Annotated in this window: 13 protein-coding genes; 7 read left to right on the top strand and 6 right to left on the bottom strand. The window is 71.1% G+C overall.

All coding sequences use genetic code 11. From position 1 onward, the window contains the following. Positions 1-25: 25 nt before the first annotated feature. A complete protein-coding gene (locus tag LE548_RS34690) occupies positions 26-574 on the top strand; it encodes a DUF485 domain-containing protein (RefSeq protein ID WP_225101003.1) in 549 nt (182 codons plus the stop codon). Further along, a complete protein-coding gene (locus tag LE548_RS34685) occupies positions 571-2163 on the top strand; it encodes a cation acetate symporter (protein WP_225101002.1) in 1593 nt (530 codons plus the stop codon). Before LE548_RS34690 ends, LE548_RS34685 begins: the two co-directional genes overlap by 4 nt. Positions 2164-2167: 4 nt before the next feature. Here the strand turns inward: LE548_RS34685 and LE548_RS34680 are convergent, their stop codons facing one another. Next, positions 2168-2860: a response regulator gene (locus tag LE548_RS34680; protein ID WP_225101001.1), complete on the bottom strand. Its 693-nt coding sequence runs from the start codon at positions 2858-2860 to the stop codon at positions 2168-2170. A 158-nt stretch (positions 2861-3018) separates the two neighbouring features. Between LE548_RS34680 and LE548_RS34675 the strand changes: the two genes are divergently transcribed. From LE548_RS34675 to LE548_RS34665, 3 genes are all read left to right on the top strand, one after another. Further along, a complete protein-coding gene (locus tag LE548_RS34675; protein WP_225101000.1) occupies positions 3019-3834 on the top strand; it encodes an ABC transporter ATP-binding protein in 816 nt (271 codons plus the stop codon). Beyond that, positions 3824-4687: an ABC transporter permease gene (locus tag LE548_RS34670; RefSeq protein WP_225100999.1), complete on the top strand. Its 864-nt coding sequence runs from the start codon at positions 3824-3826 to the stop codon at positions 4685-4687. Before LE548_RS34675 ends, LE548_RS34670 begins: the two co-directional genes overlap by 11 nt. 69 nt (positions 4688-4756) lie before the next feature. After that, entirely contained in the window at positions 4757-5815 is a 1059-nt protein-coding gene (locus tag LE548_RS34665; RefSeq protein ID WP_225100998.1) for an ABC transporter substrate-binding protein, read from the top strand. An 18-nt stretch (positions 5816-5833) separates the two neighbouring features. Here LE548_RS34665 and LE548_RS34660 read toward each other — a convergent pair whose 3' ends face one another. The 4 genes from LE548_RS34660 to LE548_RS34645 form a co-directional block, all read right to left on the bottom strand. Next, complete coding sequence (locus LE548_RS34660; RefSeq protein ID WP_225100997.1) at positions 5834-6514, bottom strand: response regulator; 681 nt, start codon at positions 6512-6514, stop codon at positions 5834-5836. Beyond that, a complete protein-coding gene (locus LE548_RS34655) occupies positions 6511-8208 on the bottom strand; it encodes a sensor histidine kinase (RefSeq protein ID WP_225100996.1) in 1698 nt (565 codons plus the stop codon). Before LE548_RS34655 ends, LE548_RS34660 begins: the two co-directional genes overlap by 4 nt. An 85-nt stretch (positions 8209-8293) precedes the next feature. Beyond that, entirely contained in the window at positions 8294-9235 is a 942-nt protein-coding gene (locus LE548_RS34650; protein ID WP_225100995.1) for a sucrase ferredoxin, read from the bottom strand. Positions 9236-9288: 53 nt separating this feature from the next. Next, a complete protein-coding gene (locus LE548_RS34645; protein WP_225100994.1) occupies positions 9289-10545 on the bottom strand; it encodes a citrate synthase in 1257 nt (418 codons plus the stop codon). Positions 10546-10659: 114 nt separating this feature from the next. Between LE548_RS34645 and LE548_RS34640 the strand changes: the two genes are divergently transcribed. Both LE548_RS34640 and LE548_RS34635 read left to right on the top strand, forming a co-directional pair. Beyond that, entirely contained in the window at positions 10660-11826 is a 1167-nt protein-coding gene (locus tag LE548_RS34640; RefSeq protein WP_225100993.1) for a citrate synthase/methylcitrate synthase, read from the top strand. 72 nt (positions 11827-11898) lie between these two features. Next, positions 11899-12957, top strand: coding sequence for a GTP-binding protein (locus tag LE548_RS34635; protein WP_225100992.1), 1059 nt, complete (start codon positions 11899-11901; stop codon positions 12955-12957). Here LE548_RS34635 and LE548_RS34630 read toward each other — a convergent pair. Beyond that, positions 12954-15413 (bottom strand): DNA topoisomerase (ATP-hydrolyzing) subunit A, encoded by a 2460-nt coding sequence (locus LE548_RS34630; protein ID WP_225100991.1) that lies wholly within the window; start codon positions 15411-15413, stop codon positions 12954-12956. The two genes, LE548_RS34635 and LE548_RS34630, sit on opposite strands and share 4 nt — an antisense overlap. Positions 15414-15623 lie beyond the last annotated feature (210 nt).

The following is a 15623-nucleotide window of genomic DNA, read 5'->3' as shown; positions in this document are numbered from 1 at the left end:
CTTCCCGATCTGTCCATCCTTGGGCATGCAGTCAAGCAACGGCCGTTGCCGCGGAGCCGGGGACGGTGCCGAGAGTTCGGCCGAGAACCGGGAAGATCACGGCACGTCCTCGCGTGACACGGCGTACGAGGACCCTTGGTACGACGCCCTGGCCTTCGGCTGGGGCGAGCTGGATGGCGCGGGCATGCCGGCGCCGGTCGTGCCGTCTCCGCGCGACGACCGGAGCGGACCCGGGGTTCGCGCTCGCGACGTGTACGTCGAGGTGCAGCGCAGCGCGGCCTTCCAGGAGGTGCGCAGCAGGTACCGGCGGTTCGTCGTGCCGGGGGTCGTCGTCTTCCTCGTCTGGTACATCGGTTATGTCGTCGCCGCCACGGCCGCGCCGGAGCTGATGGCCCGGCCTGTCGCCGGAGCGCTGAACGTGGGCATGCTGGCCGGGCTCGGGCAGTTCCTCACCACGTTTCTGCTCACCTGGGCCTACGCCCGGCACGCGCGCCTGCGCCGGGACCGAGCCGCGCTGGAGCTGCGCTGGGACACCCAGGAACTGACCCGCGAAGTACGGGGAGGTGCCTCGTGACCGGGGAGCACCAGACACTGGCGCTGCTGCTGTTCAGCGGTTTCGTGGCCGTCACCCTCGGGATCACGACATGGGTGAGCCGTCGGCGGCACGGTTCGGCGGAGGAGTTCTATGCCGGAGGGCGGCTGTTCTCTCCCATGGAGAATGGTTTTGCCATCGCGGGTGACTACATGTCGGCGGCGTCCTTCCTCGGGGTCACCGGGCTCATCGCCCTCTACGGGTACGACGGGTTGCTGTACGTGGTGGGCTTCCTGGTGGCGTGGCTGGTGGTGCTGTTCCTGGTGGCCGAACTGGTGCGCAACTGCGGGCGGTTCACCCTGGCCGACGTGGTGGCGGCGCGGATGAGCGAGCGGCCGGTGCGGATCGCGTTGGGGACGTCCTCGGTCACGGTGTCCGTGCTGTATTTGGTGGCGCAAATGGTCGGCGCGGGCAGTCTGGTGGCGTTGCTGCTGGGGCGGACGAGCGGGACGGCCCAGGCCTGGACGGTCATCGGGGTCGGCGCTCTCATGGTGATCTATGTGACGCTGGGCGGGATGCGAGCCACCACCTGGATCCAGATCGTCAAGGCGGTGCTGCTGCTGAGCGGGGCGGTGGCGCTGACCGTGCTCGTCCTGCTGCGCTTCCATGGGGATGTCGACCGGCTGCTGCTCACGGCGGCGGACCGCAGCGGCCACGGCAGGGCGTTCCTGGCGCCGGGCCTGAAGTACGGCGGGAGCTGGACCGCCCGCCTCGACTTCATCAGCCTCGGTCTCGCCCTCGTGCTGGGCACGGCGGGACTGCCGCACATCCTGTCCCGCTTCTACACCGTGCCCACCGCGCGCGCCGCCCGCCGTTCCGCCGTGTGGTCCATCGGGCTGATCGGCGGCTTCTATCTGTTGACGATCGTCCTCGGCCTCGGTGCGGCCGCGGTGGTCGGTCCGGATGCGGTGCGCGGTTCGAATGCAGCCGGGAACACGGCCGTGCCCCTGCTCGCCCTCGACCTGGGCGGCGGAGCGGGATCCACCGGTGGAACGGTTCTGTTCGCGGTCGTCGCCGCCGTCGCCTTTGCGACGATCCTCGCCGTGGTCGCCGGGATCACGCTCGCCTCGTCGGCCTCGGTGGCGCACGACCTGTACGCCTCGCTGTGCCGGACGCACGGCAAGCCGCGCAGCGAGGTCGCGGTGGCACGGTTCGCGGCGCTCGGCATCGGTGTCGTGGCGATCGCGCTCGGCCTGCTGGCCCGCGACCTCAACGTCGCTTTCCTCGTCGGCCTCGCCTTCGCGGTCGCCGCGTCGGCGAACCTGCCCGCGCTGCTGTACTCGCTGTTCTGGCGCGGCTTCACCACCCGCGGCGCGGTGTGGGCCGTATACGGCGGGCTGATCCCGGCGCTGGGGCTCGTCCTGCTCTCCCCGGTGGTCTCCGGCAGTCCGAGCTCGCTGTTCCCGGACGTCGACTTCCAGTACTTCCCGCTGCAGAACCCGGGCCTCGTCTCCATCCCGCTCGGCTTCGTGGCCGGCTGGCTGGGCACGGTCACCTCGGACGAGGTCGCGGACGAGGCCAAGTACGCCGAGACCGAGGTGCGGTCGCTGACCGGCGCCGGGGCCGTGTAGCCCCCTACGGCGCGACCCATGCGTACCGGTGCTCCGGCCGGCCGGTGTCGCCGTACTTCAGGGAGAGCCGCAGTCGGCCGGCCTGTTCCAGGTGGCGGAGGTAGCGCTGGGCCGTGGAGCGGCTCAGACCGGTCCTGGCGGCCACCTCGTGGGCCGACAGCGGCTGGTCGGCGCGGTGCAGGACGCCGCAGATCAGGTCGGTCGTGGGCTCCGAGTGGCCGCTCGGCAGGCCGGGCGCGGACGGGGCGGAAGACGTGCGCAGCGCCCCGAAGATCCGGTCGACCTGCTCCTGACCGGTCAGACCGTGGCCGCCGACCCGGTCCACGGTGCGGCGCAGCGCGGCGTAGGAGTCGAGGCGGATGCGCAAGGCGGCGAAGGTGAACGGCTTGACCAGATAGTGCAGGGCGCCCAGGCGCATCGCCTGCTGGACGGTCGTCACCTCGCTGGCCGCCGTGATCATGATGACGTCCGTGCCGTGGCCCTGTTCCCGCATGCGGTGGACGAGGTCGAGGCCGGTCCCGTCCGGCAGATAGTGGTCCAGCAGGACCAGGTCGACACTGCCGCGTTGGACGGTGGACAGGGCCTGGGCGGCACTGTGCGCGCGGGCGGTCACCCGGAAGCCGGGAACCTTTCCCACGTACTTGGCGTTTATCTCAGCGACGCGGAAGTCGTCGTCCACGACCAGGACGTCAATCATCAGGCCTCTCCTTCAAGGCCGACGAGCGTTAAGCCCGTGTTTCGGCTCCGCAGTTGTAACGCGAGCAAAATGAGCACAACAGGCTCTTGCGGGCAAAAGAACGGCTTGTGCTCACAAGACTCCTGCCGTGGCCGGGGCCACACCTACCGTCCCGGGCCATGAGCGCACACACCAGCCCCGCCATCGAGTTGCGGGGCGCGAGCAAGACCTTCAGAACCCCGTCCGGGGGACTGCACACGGCCGTGCGCGGCCTGGACCTCACCGTCGAGCGCGGCGAGTTCGTGGCCGTCGTAGGACCGACCGGCTGCGGCAAGTCCACCACGCTGACGCTGGTCAGCGGCCTGGAGGAGCCCACCGAGGGCGAGGTGCTGGTGGCCGGAGAGCCGGTCGAAGGCGTCGGCGACAAGGTCGGTTTCGTCTTCCAGCAGGATGCCACGTTCCCCTGGCGCACGGTGCTATCCAACGTCATGTCCGGCCCCCGCTTCCGGGGCGTACCGAAGGCGGAGGCCAAGGAGAAGGCCCGCGAATGGCTGGCCCGCGTCGGACTGGCCGCCTTCGAGGACCGTTACCCGCACCAGTTGTCCGGCGGCCAGCGCAAGCGCGTGGCCCTCGCCGCGACCTTCGTCAACGACCCCGAGATCCTGCTGATGGACGAGCCGTTCTCCGCGCTCGACGTGCAGACCAGGGCGCTGATGTCGGACGAGCTGCTGGAGCTGTGGGAGGGCACGGGTGCCTCGGTCGTCTTCGTCACCCACGACCTGGAGGAGTCCATCGCGCTCGCCGACAAGGTCGTTGTGATGACCGCCGGCCCCGCGACCGTGAAGCAGGTGTTCGACATCGACCTGCCGCGGCCGCGCAAGGTCGAATCGGTGCGCCTGGAGCCGCAGTTCATCGAGATCTACCGCGAGATCTGGGAGTCGCTCGGCGAAGAGGTCCGCATCACCCGCGAGAGGGGTGCCGCCCATGTCGCCTGAGGTTCTCAGCACACCGGCTGTCGAGACCGCGAAAGTCGCCGACCGCGCGCAGAGCCGCGCCCAGGCCGCTCGTCGCCGCAAGGCCGTCGTCAACCTCGCGCGCGTGCTGGTCCTGGTGGCCGTCCTCGGCCTGTGGGAGGGACTGTCCCGCGCCAAGGTCATCGACCCGTTCAACTTCTCGATGCCCACGAAGATCTGGGACCAGATCTGGACCTGGGTGACGCACGGCACCGCGCTCGGCTCGCTGGGCGAACAGATCTGGTACACGCTCTACGAGGCACTGCTCGGCTGGGTCATCGGTGTGATCGCCGGTGTGCTCCTGGGTATCGCGCTCGGGCGGATCAGATTGCTCGCCGAAGTGTTTGGTCCATACATCAAGGTGCTCAACTCGATCCCCAGGATCGTCCTCGCACCCATCTTCCTGATCTGGTTCGGCCTCGGACCCTCCTCCAAGGTCGCCTCCGCCGTCGTGCTCGTCTTCTTCCCGGTGTTCTTCAACGCCTTCCAGGGTGCCCGCGAGGTGGACCGCAACCTGGTGGCCAACGCCCGCATCCTGGGCGCCAGCGACCGCAGGGTGACCCTCCAGGTGGTCATCCCGTCGGCCACCTCCTGGATCTTCACCAGCCTGCACGTCAGCTTCGGCTTCGCGCTGATCGGCGCCATCGTCGGCGAGTACATCGGTGCGACGAAGGGCATCGGACTGCTCGTCTCGCAGTCGCAGAACACCTTCAACGCGGCCGGCGTCTACGCCGCGATGGTCATCCTCGCGGTCGTCGCCCTGGTCGCCGAGGGACTGCTGACCTTCGCCGAGCGCCGCATCTTCCGCTGGAAGTCCGCCGGTTCCGACAGCTGAACCGGCCCCCTCGGACCAGCCCCCCCACGCCTTTCCCGCACCGCCCTCTCACAAGGACGTGACACCGTCATGCGCAAGACCGCCAGATACGCCTCCCAGGCCGCCGCCGGACTCCTCGCCCTCTCCTCGCTCACTGCTTGCGCCAATGACGCGGCCAGTTCCACGGCCGACACCGGCAGCGGCGGGGGCGGCGGCAAGGGTGAGTCCGTCAAGATCATGGTCGGCGGGCTGGACAAGGTCATCTACTTGCCCGCGATGCTCACCCAGCGCCTCGGCTACTTCCAGGCCGAGGGGCTGAACGTCCAGCTGCTCAGCGAGCCCGCCGGGGTCCAGGCCGAGACCGCGCTCGTCTCCGGCCAGGTGCAGGGCGCGGTCGGCTTCTACGACCACACCCTCGACCTCCAGGTGAAGGGCAAGTCGGTCGAGTCGGTCGTGCAGTTCTCGCACGCGCCCGGCGAGGTCGAGGTGGTCTCCGGCAAGGCGGCGGGCAGCCTCACGTCGCCCAAGGACTTCAAGGGCCGCAAGCTGGGCGTGACCGGGCTCGGCTCCTCCACCGACTTCCTCACCAAATACCTGGCGGTCAAGAACGGTGTGAAGGTCAGCGAGTTCACCTCGGTCGCCGTGGGAGCCGGCCCGACCTTCATCGCGGCTCTCCAGAACGGCGCGATCGACGGCGGCATGACCACCGACCCGACCGTCGCGACGATCCTGGACAAGAAGGCGGGCAAGATCCTCCTCGACATGCGTACCCCGCAGGGTTCGCAGGAGGCGCTCGGTGGCCCGTACCCGTCGTCAAGTCTCTACATGCAGACGGACTGGGTGAATGGACACAAGGAAACCGTCCAGAAGTTGGTCAACGCATTCGTCAAGACGCTCAAGTGGATGTCCACCCACAGCGCCGACGAGATCGCCGCCAAGATGCCCGCCGACTACTCCCAGGGCAACAAGACGCTCTACGCGCAGGCCATCAAGAGCACCCTGCCGATGTTCACCGACGACGGCGTGATGCCCGAGGGCGGCCCGGAGACCGTCGAGAAGGTCCTCAAGTCGTTCAACCCCAACATCAAGAACGCCAAGGTCGACTTGAGCAAGACGTACACGACCGAGTTCGTCAAGGCCGTCAAGTAACGTACAGGCTCCGTCCGTTCAGACACGGGTCGCCCACACGTATCGGTGTTCCGGGCGGCCCGCGTCGCCGTACCTGAGAGTGAGCCGGGCCCGTCCCGTGCGCTCCAGGAGCTTCAGATAGCGCTGGGCGGTCTGCCGGCTCACCCCCGTCCGCTCGGCGATCTCCTGCGCGGACAGCGGGCCCTGGGAGTTCATCAGCGCCTGGCGCACCAGCTCCGCCGTCGTGGGGGAGTGTCCTTTGGGCAGGCCGCGTTCCGACGGCGCGGACAGGGCGCCGAAGATCCGGTCCACCTGCGCCTGTTCGGCCTCGCCGCCGCCGTCCAGGGTGCGCCGCAGCTCGGCGTACGCCTCCAGCTTGGCCCGCAGACCGGCGAAGGCGAACGGCTTCACCAGGTACTGCAGCGCCCCCTGCCGCATCGCGGCCTGCACAGTCGACACGTCCCGCGCCGCCGTCACCATGATCACGTCGGCCTGGTGGCCGCGCCGGCGCATCTCCCGGACGACCGCGAGACCGGTGTCGTCCGGCAGATAGTGGTCCATGAGGACCAGGTCCACCCGCGGCAGCGTCTCCACGTGGCGCAGCGCCTCGGCCGCGCTGTGCGCCTCGCCGGCCACGTGGAAGCCCGGGACCTTCGCCACGTAGGCCGCGTTGACCCGCGCCACGCGGGTGTCGTCGTCCACGATCAGGACCTCGATCATCGTGCCTCCTCCTCGGCAGCGGCGGGAACGTGCTCCGGGGCCGGCCCCGCGGATACCGCGAGCGCGGGCGCCGGTTCCGGTTCCGGCTCGGTGAGCGCCTCGGGCAGGATCACGGTGAACTCCGCGCCGCCGCCGTCCGCGACGCCCACCGACGCGCCGCCGCCCTGCCGTTCGGCCAGCCGGCGCACCAGGGAGAGCCCGATGCCCCGCTTGCCGTGTGCGGGCGGCTCCTTGGTGGACCAGCCGTCCATGAAGACCAGCTCCCGCTGGTCCGCCGGGATCCCGGGCCCGGTGTCGCGCACCCTGAGGACGACCGTACGGCCCTCACTGCGCAACTCGACCTCCACGCGCGCGTGCAGCGTGCCCGCGACCGCGTCCAGGGCGTTGTCCACCAGGTTGCCCACGACCGTGACCAGGCCGCGGGGATCGATCAGCCGGTCCGGCAGCCGGGTGCGTTCCGACACCCACAGGGCGACCCCGCGCTCGGCCGCCACGGTGGCCTTGCCGACCAGCAGCGCGGCCAGCAGCGGGTCATGGATCTTCTCGGTGATCTGCTCGGCGGTGACCCGGTGGTCGCCGACCACCTCGCCGACGAACTCCACGGCGTCGTCGTACATCTCCAGCTCCAGCAGCCCGAGAAGCGTGTGCATGCGGTTGGCGTGCTCGTGGTCCTGGGCGCGCAGGGCGTCGATCAGCCCGCGCGTGGAGTCCAGTTCCCGCCCCAGCTGCTCCAGTTCGGTGCGGTCGCGCAGGGTGGCCACGGCGCCGCCGTCGCCGGTGGGCATACGGTTGGCGACCAGCACGCGCTGGCCGCGCACGGTGAGCAGGTCGGTGCCGGTGACCCGCCCGGCCAGGACGTCGGTCGTGCGGCCCTCGCCGAGCGCCTCGTCAGGGGTCAGGCCCACCGCTTCGTCGCCGATGCCCAGCAGCCGCCGCGCCTCGTCGTTGAGCAGCCGGACCCGGCCGCCGCGGTCGAGGGCGACCACGCCCTCCCGGATGCCGTGCAGCATCGCCTCGCGCTCCGCGAGCAGCGCCGAGATATCGGAGAAAGCCAGGTCACGAGTCTGCCGCTGGACCCGGCGGGAGATCAGCCAGGCGGCCAGCGCGCCCACCGCGAGCGCGCCGCCGGCGTACGCGAACAGCCCCGGGATCGCGCTGATCAGCCGCGCCCGCACGCTGTCGTAGGCGATGCCGACCGAGACCGCCCCGACGATCCGGTGCCGGGCGTCGTACAGCGGCACCTTGCCGCGGGCCGAGCGGCCCAGGGTGCCGTCGTCGATCTCCATGACCTGCTTGCCGACGAGGGCGTCGTGGGGGTCGGTCGAGACGTGCTCGCCGATCTGCGCGGGGGTGGTGTGCGACCAGCGCACGCCCCGCCGGTCCATCACCACGATGTACTCGGCACGGGTGGCCCGCCGGATCCGTTCGGCCTCCTGCTGCACCGGGCCGTCGGGGGTCGGCGCGGTGTCCCGCACGCCCTCGGCGATCTGCGGGTCCTGGGCCGTGGTCTGGGCGATGGCCAGTGCCCGGCGCATCGCCTCCTGGTCCAGCTGCTTGCTCAGCGGCGCCAGGAACAGCCCGGTCGCGAGCACGGCCACTCCCGCGGCGATCGCCACCTGCATGAGCAGCACCTGGGAGAACACCCGTCGCGGCAGACCCAGGCGCAGGCGGCGTGCGGGGGGAGTGGGGCTCATGGGTCAGACGTTACGGGGGAGGACCCGACGTGCCCCAGAGGATGTGGTGGGGATCTCTTGACCAATTCTTGAAAGAGGTGGCCGCTCAACTCGCCAGCGCTGTCGGCCGCAGCTCGTGCACGGCCACCACGTCCATCCGCGCGGGTGTGCCGAGCACCTCCGCGCCGCAGCTCTCCGGGCGCGGCGGCAGCGACGCCCCCTGGGCCACGGTGACCCGCCACAGCCGCCCGTCGGCGTGGGCGACGGTGACCTCCCAGCGCGGGCCGCCGCCGTCGGTCCGTACGACGCTGAGCACGCCCGCGCGGTCCTCGCCCGCCGCCGACCGGACGGCCAGCTCGGCCGCCTGGCCGGGCCGTTCCCAGGCGGAGCACCCCCGGCACCCTTCGACCACCACGCGCCCCTCCTGGACGCCGTGCAGCGCTTCCTTGACGGTGTGCGCCTCGGCGCGGCCGTACGCGTAGCCGTACGGCAGGACGAGCACCGTCGGTGAGAAGCGATGCCCACCCAGATGGGTGACCTCCCAGAGCCCGCGCACCCCCGAGGCGGCCAGCTCGCCGGCGAGGGGGCGGCCCAGCAGGGCGCAGCAGCGGTCACGCTTGCCGTTGGTGCACACGAGCGCGAGCGGGTCGCCCGTGTGAGGCCGGCCGTCGACAGCGGAGCCGAAGGAACGGTGGTCGCCCGTGCCGAGGGCGGCGAAGTCGAGGCCGAGGAGTCGGTTCGGATCTCGGACTGTGGCGCTGTGCAGCCACACGTTTCCCGGAACGGTGTGGGCCGCGTACACATGCCGGAGCGGCGGTGTGCCGGGGTCGGCGTGCCGCCCGGGTCGCCGGATGAGCGCGACGCGCACGCCGGTCCCGTCGGCGGCGCGCTCCAGCGCCCGGCCCAGCGCGCGGTCCAGATGGCTGGATGTGAGCGCATTGGCACCCCACGGGCCGGGCTGTTCCAGCAGCAGCCACGTCGTCGCCGTGGCCGCCGTACCGGAAACGGGCTCGTCGAGGCTCCGGGAGACGGTCGCACACCTACTCACAGAGGTGAGCCTAACCTGACTCTGCCCGGGGTGACTTCCGGCCCGGCCGTGTCTTACTCCGGCAGGGGCTGCGGCGGTCGCGGGCCGACGTAGTGACCGACGGGGCGCATGCGCAACGGGCGCTCGCCGTACTCCTCCAGCGCGTGCGCGATCCAGCCCGCCGTCCGGGCGACGGCGAAGATCGTCTCGCCCGCCGTGGCGGGCATGCCGCTGGACGCGGTGAACACCGCCAGGGCCAGGTCGACGTTGGCGTGGAGCGGCGTGTGCCGGGCGGTCGTGGCGACGATGTCCCGCGCCGCGAGCAGCGCGGGCTCGGCGCCCGGAACCTGCTCCAGCAGGCCGAACAGCACGCGCGCGCGAGGGTCTTCGCCGGCGTACAGCCGGTGGCCGAGCCCGGGGACGCGGCGGCCCGCGCGCAGCTCGTCGGCGATCACCGGGACCGCCGTGCCCTGGTCGAGCACGTCGAGCAGCAGGCGGTGGGCCATGCTGCTCGCTGCGCCGTGCAGCGGGCCCTCCAGGACGCCGAGCCCCGCCGAGACGGCGGCGTAGGCGTGCGCCCGGGCCGAGGCGGCGACCCGGACGGCGAGCGTGGAGGCGGCCAGGTCGTGGTCGGCGAGCAGGGCGAGCGCGGTGTCCAGGACGCGCAGGGACGCCTCGTCGGCCGGGCGTGCGGTCAGCCGGGCCCAGAGGCGGTGGGCCAGCGGGCCATCGTCCTCGGGGGCGTACAGGGCCGGCGGCAGTGCGGCGACGAGCGTGGGGATGAGGATCCGCGCGGTGTTCAGCACGGCGTCCTCGGACAGGTCGAAGCGCAGCGGGTCCTCGGCCGCAGCGGCGATCGCCGCCACCCGGAGCCGGTCGGTGGGGGAGGCGTGCTCGGACAGCGCGTGCACCGCGCGGCGGGCGACCTCGACCGTGGGGCCGGGAGCGGACAGGGTGACGCCCGGAGTCAGCCGGCCCGTCCACAGCCACTCCGCGACCTCCTCGTAGGAGTGACGCAGGGCCAGCTCCACGGCGTCCACGCCTCGGAAGTAGTACCGGTCCTGCTCGATCAGCGTGATGCGGGTCCGGACCGACAGGTCGCCGCCGGAGCCCGGGTGCGCCGCTGCCTCGCGCCGGTTGCGCCGGGCGAGGGCCTCGACTTCCTTCGCCTCGAAGGTGCTGGCCCGGCCACCGGGTTCGCGTCTGCTGCTGAGCAGGCCGCGGCTCACGTACGCGTAGACCGTCTCGGGCTTCACGCCGAGCAGTTCGGCGGTCTCCTTGGTGGTCAGCCTTCGTCCGGGACGGCCGGAAGCGGGTTCGTGATCGCGCATGGGGGTCACGGTAGTCGTCTCTGCACACCTTGATAGCGTTAGATTGATTGAATCAATGTTGACAAGAGATGAGTCAAGCATTGACAGTCGGGATCAAGTCCAGGGAGGAGAACCATGTCCATCAACAGGACCGCCACCCCGCTCATCGAGGCCCCGCGCGGCCTCGCGGGCGTCGTCGTCACCCAGACCGAGATCGGCGACGTCCGCGGGCGGGAGGGCTTCTACCACTACCGTCAGTACTCGGCCGTCGAACTCGCGCGGACCCGCGGCTTCGAGGACGTCTGGCATCTCCTGGTCCATGGCACGCTTCCGGACGCACGGCGCCGCGCCGCCTTCGCGGCCGAGACCGCCGCGCTGCGCAGGCTGCCCGCCGAGGTCCGCGCCGCACTGCCCGCGCTCGCCGCGGCGAGCCGTGCCTCCGGCCCGCTGTCCGGCCTGCGGACGGCCCTGTCCCTGCTCGGCGCGGCACGGGGCATGCGGCCGGTGTACGACGTCGACGCCGACCGGCGCCGCGCCGACACTCTGGCCGCCTGTGCGGCCGTGCCGACACTGCTCACCGCGCTGTACCGGCTGGGGCAGGGCCTCGACCCGGTCGAGCCGCGCGAGGATCTCGCGTACGCGGCGAACTACCTGTACATGCTCACCGGTGAGGAGCCGGAGCCGCGGCGGGCGCGTGCGGTCGAGCAATACTTGATCTCGACCATTGATCACGGATTCAACGCATCAACCTTCACCGCCCGCGTCATCGCTTCCACCGGCGCCGATGCAGCTGCCTGCCTGACCGGGGCGGTGGGCGCCCTGTCCGGGCCGCTGCACGGCGGCGCGCCCAGCCGGGCCCTGGACACCCTGGACGCCATCGGCACCCCGGACCGGATCGCCCCCTGGATCCGGGAGCGGGTGCTGGGCGGCGAGCGGATCATGGGGTTCGGGCACGCCATCTATCGCACCGAGGACCCGCGTTCACGGATGCTGCGCGAGATCGCCCAGAGCTTCGGCGGCCCCCGCGTCGACTTCGCGGTGGAGGTCGAGCGCACGGTCGAGGCCATCCTCGCCGAGCTGAAGCCCGGCCGTGAACTCCACACCAACGTCGAGTTCTACGCCGGCGTGGTCATGGAACTGTGCGGCCTGCCCCGCGAGATGTTCACCCCCACCTTCGCCGCGGCCCGGGTGGTGGGCTGGAGCGCGAACATCCTGGAGCAGGCGGCGGACTCGAAGATCATCCGCCCGGTCGCCCGCTACGTCGGCCCGGAGCCCCCGGTGGCGGTACCGGCTCAGCCCTGAGCCCGCCCCGGTACGCCGCTCTTATCCTGGTCCGGCAGTCGGTCCGCAGGAGAGCAGGAGAGAGGGCGCCCGTTGCGCAACAGCAGCACCCCGCAGCAGATCCCCGTCGTCGTACTCGCCGGGTTCCTCGGCTCCGGAAAGACCACGCTCCTCAACCACCTCCTGCACCACAGCGGAGGCAGCCGGATCGGAGCGATCGTCAACGACTTCGGGTCCATCGAGATCGACGCGATGGCCGTCGCCGGCGCCCTCGGCGACTCGACCGTCTCGCTCGGCAACGGCTGCCTGTGCTGCGCCGTCGACGCGAGCGAACTCGACGTCTACCTGGACCGGCTCGCCGCACCCGACGCCGGCATCGACGTGATCGTCATCGAGGCCAGCGGGCTCGCCGAGCCGCAGGAACTCGTGCGGATGGTGCTGGCCAGCGAGCAGCCCAGGGTCGTCTACGGCGGCCTGGTCGAGGTCGTGGACGCCGCCGAGTTCGACGCCACCCGCGCCCGGCATCCCGAGCTGGACCGGCACCTGGCCCTCGCCGACCTCGTGGTGGTCAACAAGCTCGACCGGGCCGCGGACGGTGAGCGGCTGCTCGGCCTCGTACGCTCCCTCACCGACCGCGCCGCCGTCGTCCCCGCCACCTACGGCCGCATCGACCCGGAGTTCCTCTTCGACTGCCGGCCCAGCGAGGAGCGCATCGGGCAGCTGTCCTTCGACGACCTGCACGAGCGCGGCACGGACGAGCACGCCGGTCATCTCCACACCGGTTACGACAACCTGTCCTTCGCCTCCGACGCGCCGATGGAGCCGCGTCGCCTCATGCGCTTCCTGGACAGCCGCCCCGACGGGCTGTACCGGATCAAGGGACACGTCGACTTCGGGCCGTACGACGTCCGCAACCGCTACACCGTGCATGCCGTCGGCCGGTTCCTGCGTTTCCACCCCGAGCCCTGGCCGGCCGGGGACGGCCGCCGCACCCAGCTCGTGCTGATCGGCTCCGGCATCGACACCGAAGCCCTCGACAAGGAGCTCCAGGGGTGTGCGAACGACGCCCCACACGCCGATGAGCACGGCATGTGGGGCGTCCTGCGCTACGTCCCGGGCACCGAGGAAGACCCCGGCACCGGCGGCTACTAGAAGACCGGCCCCGCGACCACCGCCACCGTCTTCGGCAGCGATGTGCCCGAGCCGTCGCGGCGCGGGTCCAGCTCCGGCAGCTCGGCCGGGCTGCCGGTCTTCTGCGCCGCGCGCGCGGGAGCGGGCCCGGCCCAGGCCAGCGACAGGCAGTCCTCACCCTTCAGGAACCGCTGGCAGCGCACGCCGCCCGTGGCCCGGCCCTTGCGCGGGTACTGGTCGAACGGGGTCAGCTTGGCCGTCGTCTGCACGGAGTCGTCCAGCGTGCCGCGCGAGCCCGCCACCGTGAACACCACCGCGTCGGCGGCCGGGTCGATCGCCGTGAAGGAGATCACCTTCGCGCCGTCCGCGAGCTTGATGCCGGCCATACCGCCCGCCGGGCGGCCCTGCGGGCGCACGATGGACGCCTGGAAGCGCAGCAGCTGCGCGTCGTCCGTGATGAACACCAGGTCCTCGTCGCCGGTGCGCAGCTCCACCGCGCCGACGATCCGGTCGCCCTCCTTGAGCGTGATGACCTCCAGCTCCTCCTTGTTGGAGGGATAGTCGGGCACCACGCGCTTGACGACACCCTGCTCGGTGCCGAGCGCCAGACCCGGGGACGACTCGTCCAGCGTGGTCAGGCAGACCACCGTCTCGTCGTCCTCCAGGGACACGAACTCCGCGAGCGGGGCGCCGCCGGACAGGGTCGGGGCCGCCGCGGTATCCGGCAGCTGGGGCAGATCGACCACGTTGATGCGCAGCAGCCGGCCCGCCGAGGTCACCGCGCCGATCTCCCCGCGGGCGGTCGCCGGGACCGCCGAGACGATCACGTCGTGCTTGACGCGCCTCGCGCCGGCCTCCTCCGGGAACGGCCCGGCCGTCGCCGTACGGGCGAGCAGGCCGGTCGAGGACATCAGCACCCGGCACGGGTCGTCGGCGACCTGCAGCGGCACGGCGGCCACCTGGGCACCCGCGGACTCCAGCAGGACCGTACGCCGCTCGGTGCCGAACTTCTTCGCGACCGCGGCCAGTTCGGCCGAGACCAGCTTGCGCAGTTCCGCGTCGGACTCCAGGATCCGGGTCAGCTCCGCGATCTCCGCGGTGAGCTTGTCCTTCTCCGCCTCCAGCTCGATGCGGTCGTACTTGGTGAGCCGGCGCAGTGGCGTGTCGAGGATGTACTGCGTCTGGACCTCGCTCAGCGAGAAGCGCTCCATCAGGCGCTCCTTGGCCTGCGCGGAGTTCTCGCTGGACCGGATCAGCCGGATGACCTCGTCGATGTCGACCAGCGCGGTGAGCAGGCCCTCGACCAGGTGCAGCCGGTCGCGGCGCTTGGTGCGGCGGAACTCGCTGCGGCGCCGGACGACGTCGAAGCGGTGGTCGAGATAGACCTCCAGCAGCTCCTTCAGGCCCAGCGTGAGCGGCTGGCCGTCCACCAGGGCCACGTTGTTGATGCCGAAGGACTCCTCCATCGGGGTCAGCTTGTACAGCTGCTCCAGGATCGCCTCCGGCACGAAGCCGTTCTTGATCTCGATGACCAGGCGCAGGCCGTGCTCGCGGTCGGTGAGGTCCTTGACGTCCGCGATGCCCTGGACCTTCTTGCTGTTGACCAGGTCCTTGATCTTCGCGATGACCTTCTCGGGGCCGACCGCGAAGGGGAGTTCGGTGATGACCAGGCCCTTGCGGCGGGCGGTCACGGTCTCGATCGAGACCGTGGCACGGATCTTGAAGGTGCCGCGGCCCGTCGCGTACGCGTCGCGGATGCCGTCCAGGCCGACGATCCGGCCGCCGGTGGGCAGGTCCGGGCCCGGGACGTGCCTCATCAGCGCGTCGAGGTCCGCGCCCGGGTACCGGATCAGGTGGCGGGCGGCCGCGATCACCTCGCCGAGGTTGTGCGGCGGCATGTTCGTCGCCATCCCGACCGCGATGCCCGAGGAGCCGTTGACCAGCAGGTTCGGGAAGGCGGCCGGCAGCGCCACCGGCTCCTGCTCCTGGCCGTCGTAGTTGGGCGCGAAGTCGACCGTATCCTCGTCGATCGACTCGGTCATCAGGCTCGTGGCCTCGGCCTGCCGGCACTCGGTGTACCGCATGGCGGCCGGCGGGTCGTCGTTGCCCAGCGAGCCGAAGTTGCCGTGGCCGTCGACCAGCGGCATGCGCATGGAGAAGGGCTGGGCCATGCGCACCAGCGCGTCGTAGATCGACGCGTCGCCGTGCGGGTGCAGCTTGCCCATGACCTCGCCGACGACACGCGCGCACTTCACGTAGCCGCGGTCGGGGCGCAGGCCCATCTCGTTCATCTGGTACACGATCCGGCGGTGCACCGGCTTGAGGCCGTCACGGGCGTCCGGCAGGGCGCGCGAATAGATGACCGAGTACGCGTACTCAAGGTAGGAGCCACGCATCTCGTCCACGACGTCGATGTCGAGGATCTTCTCCTCGTACGAGTCGTCGGGCGGCGGGGTCTTCGTGCTGCGGCGGGCCATCGCTGCCGGCTCCTTGCTGAAGCGATTGACTGATCTGACGCCGACCATTGTGGACCGAGGCACCGACAACCCGTGCCGCGACCCGGTGCACACGGTCGCGCACGGTGCCGGAACGGCATCCCTGGCAGGGCCGGACGCGGGCCGCGCGATCGCTGTCGGCGTACGCCTCGCGGGAACTTCGCCGAGGTCCCGCACGCTTTGCATACAGTG

The sequence above is a fragment of the Streptomyces sp. CoH27 genome, assembly GCF_020181035.1.
Classification (GTDB): Bacteria; Actinomycetota; Actinomycetes; order Streptomycetales; family Streptomycetaceae; genus Streptomyces; species Streptomyces camelliae.
This window is presented reverse-complemented; position numbering and strand designations above follow the sequence as displayed.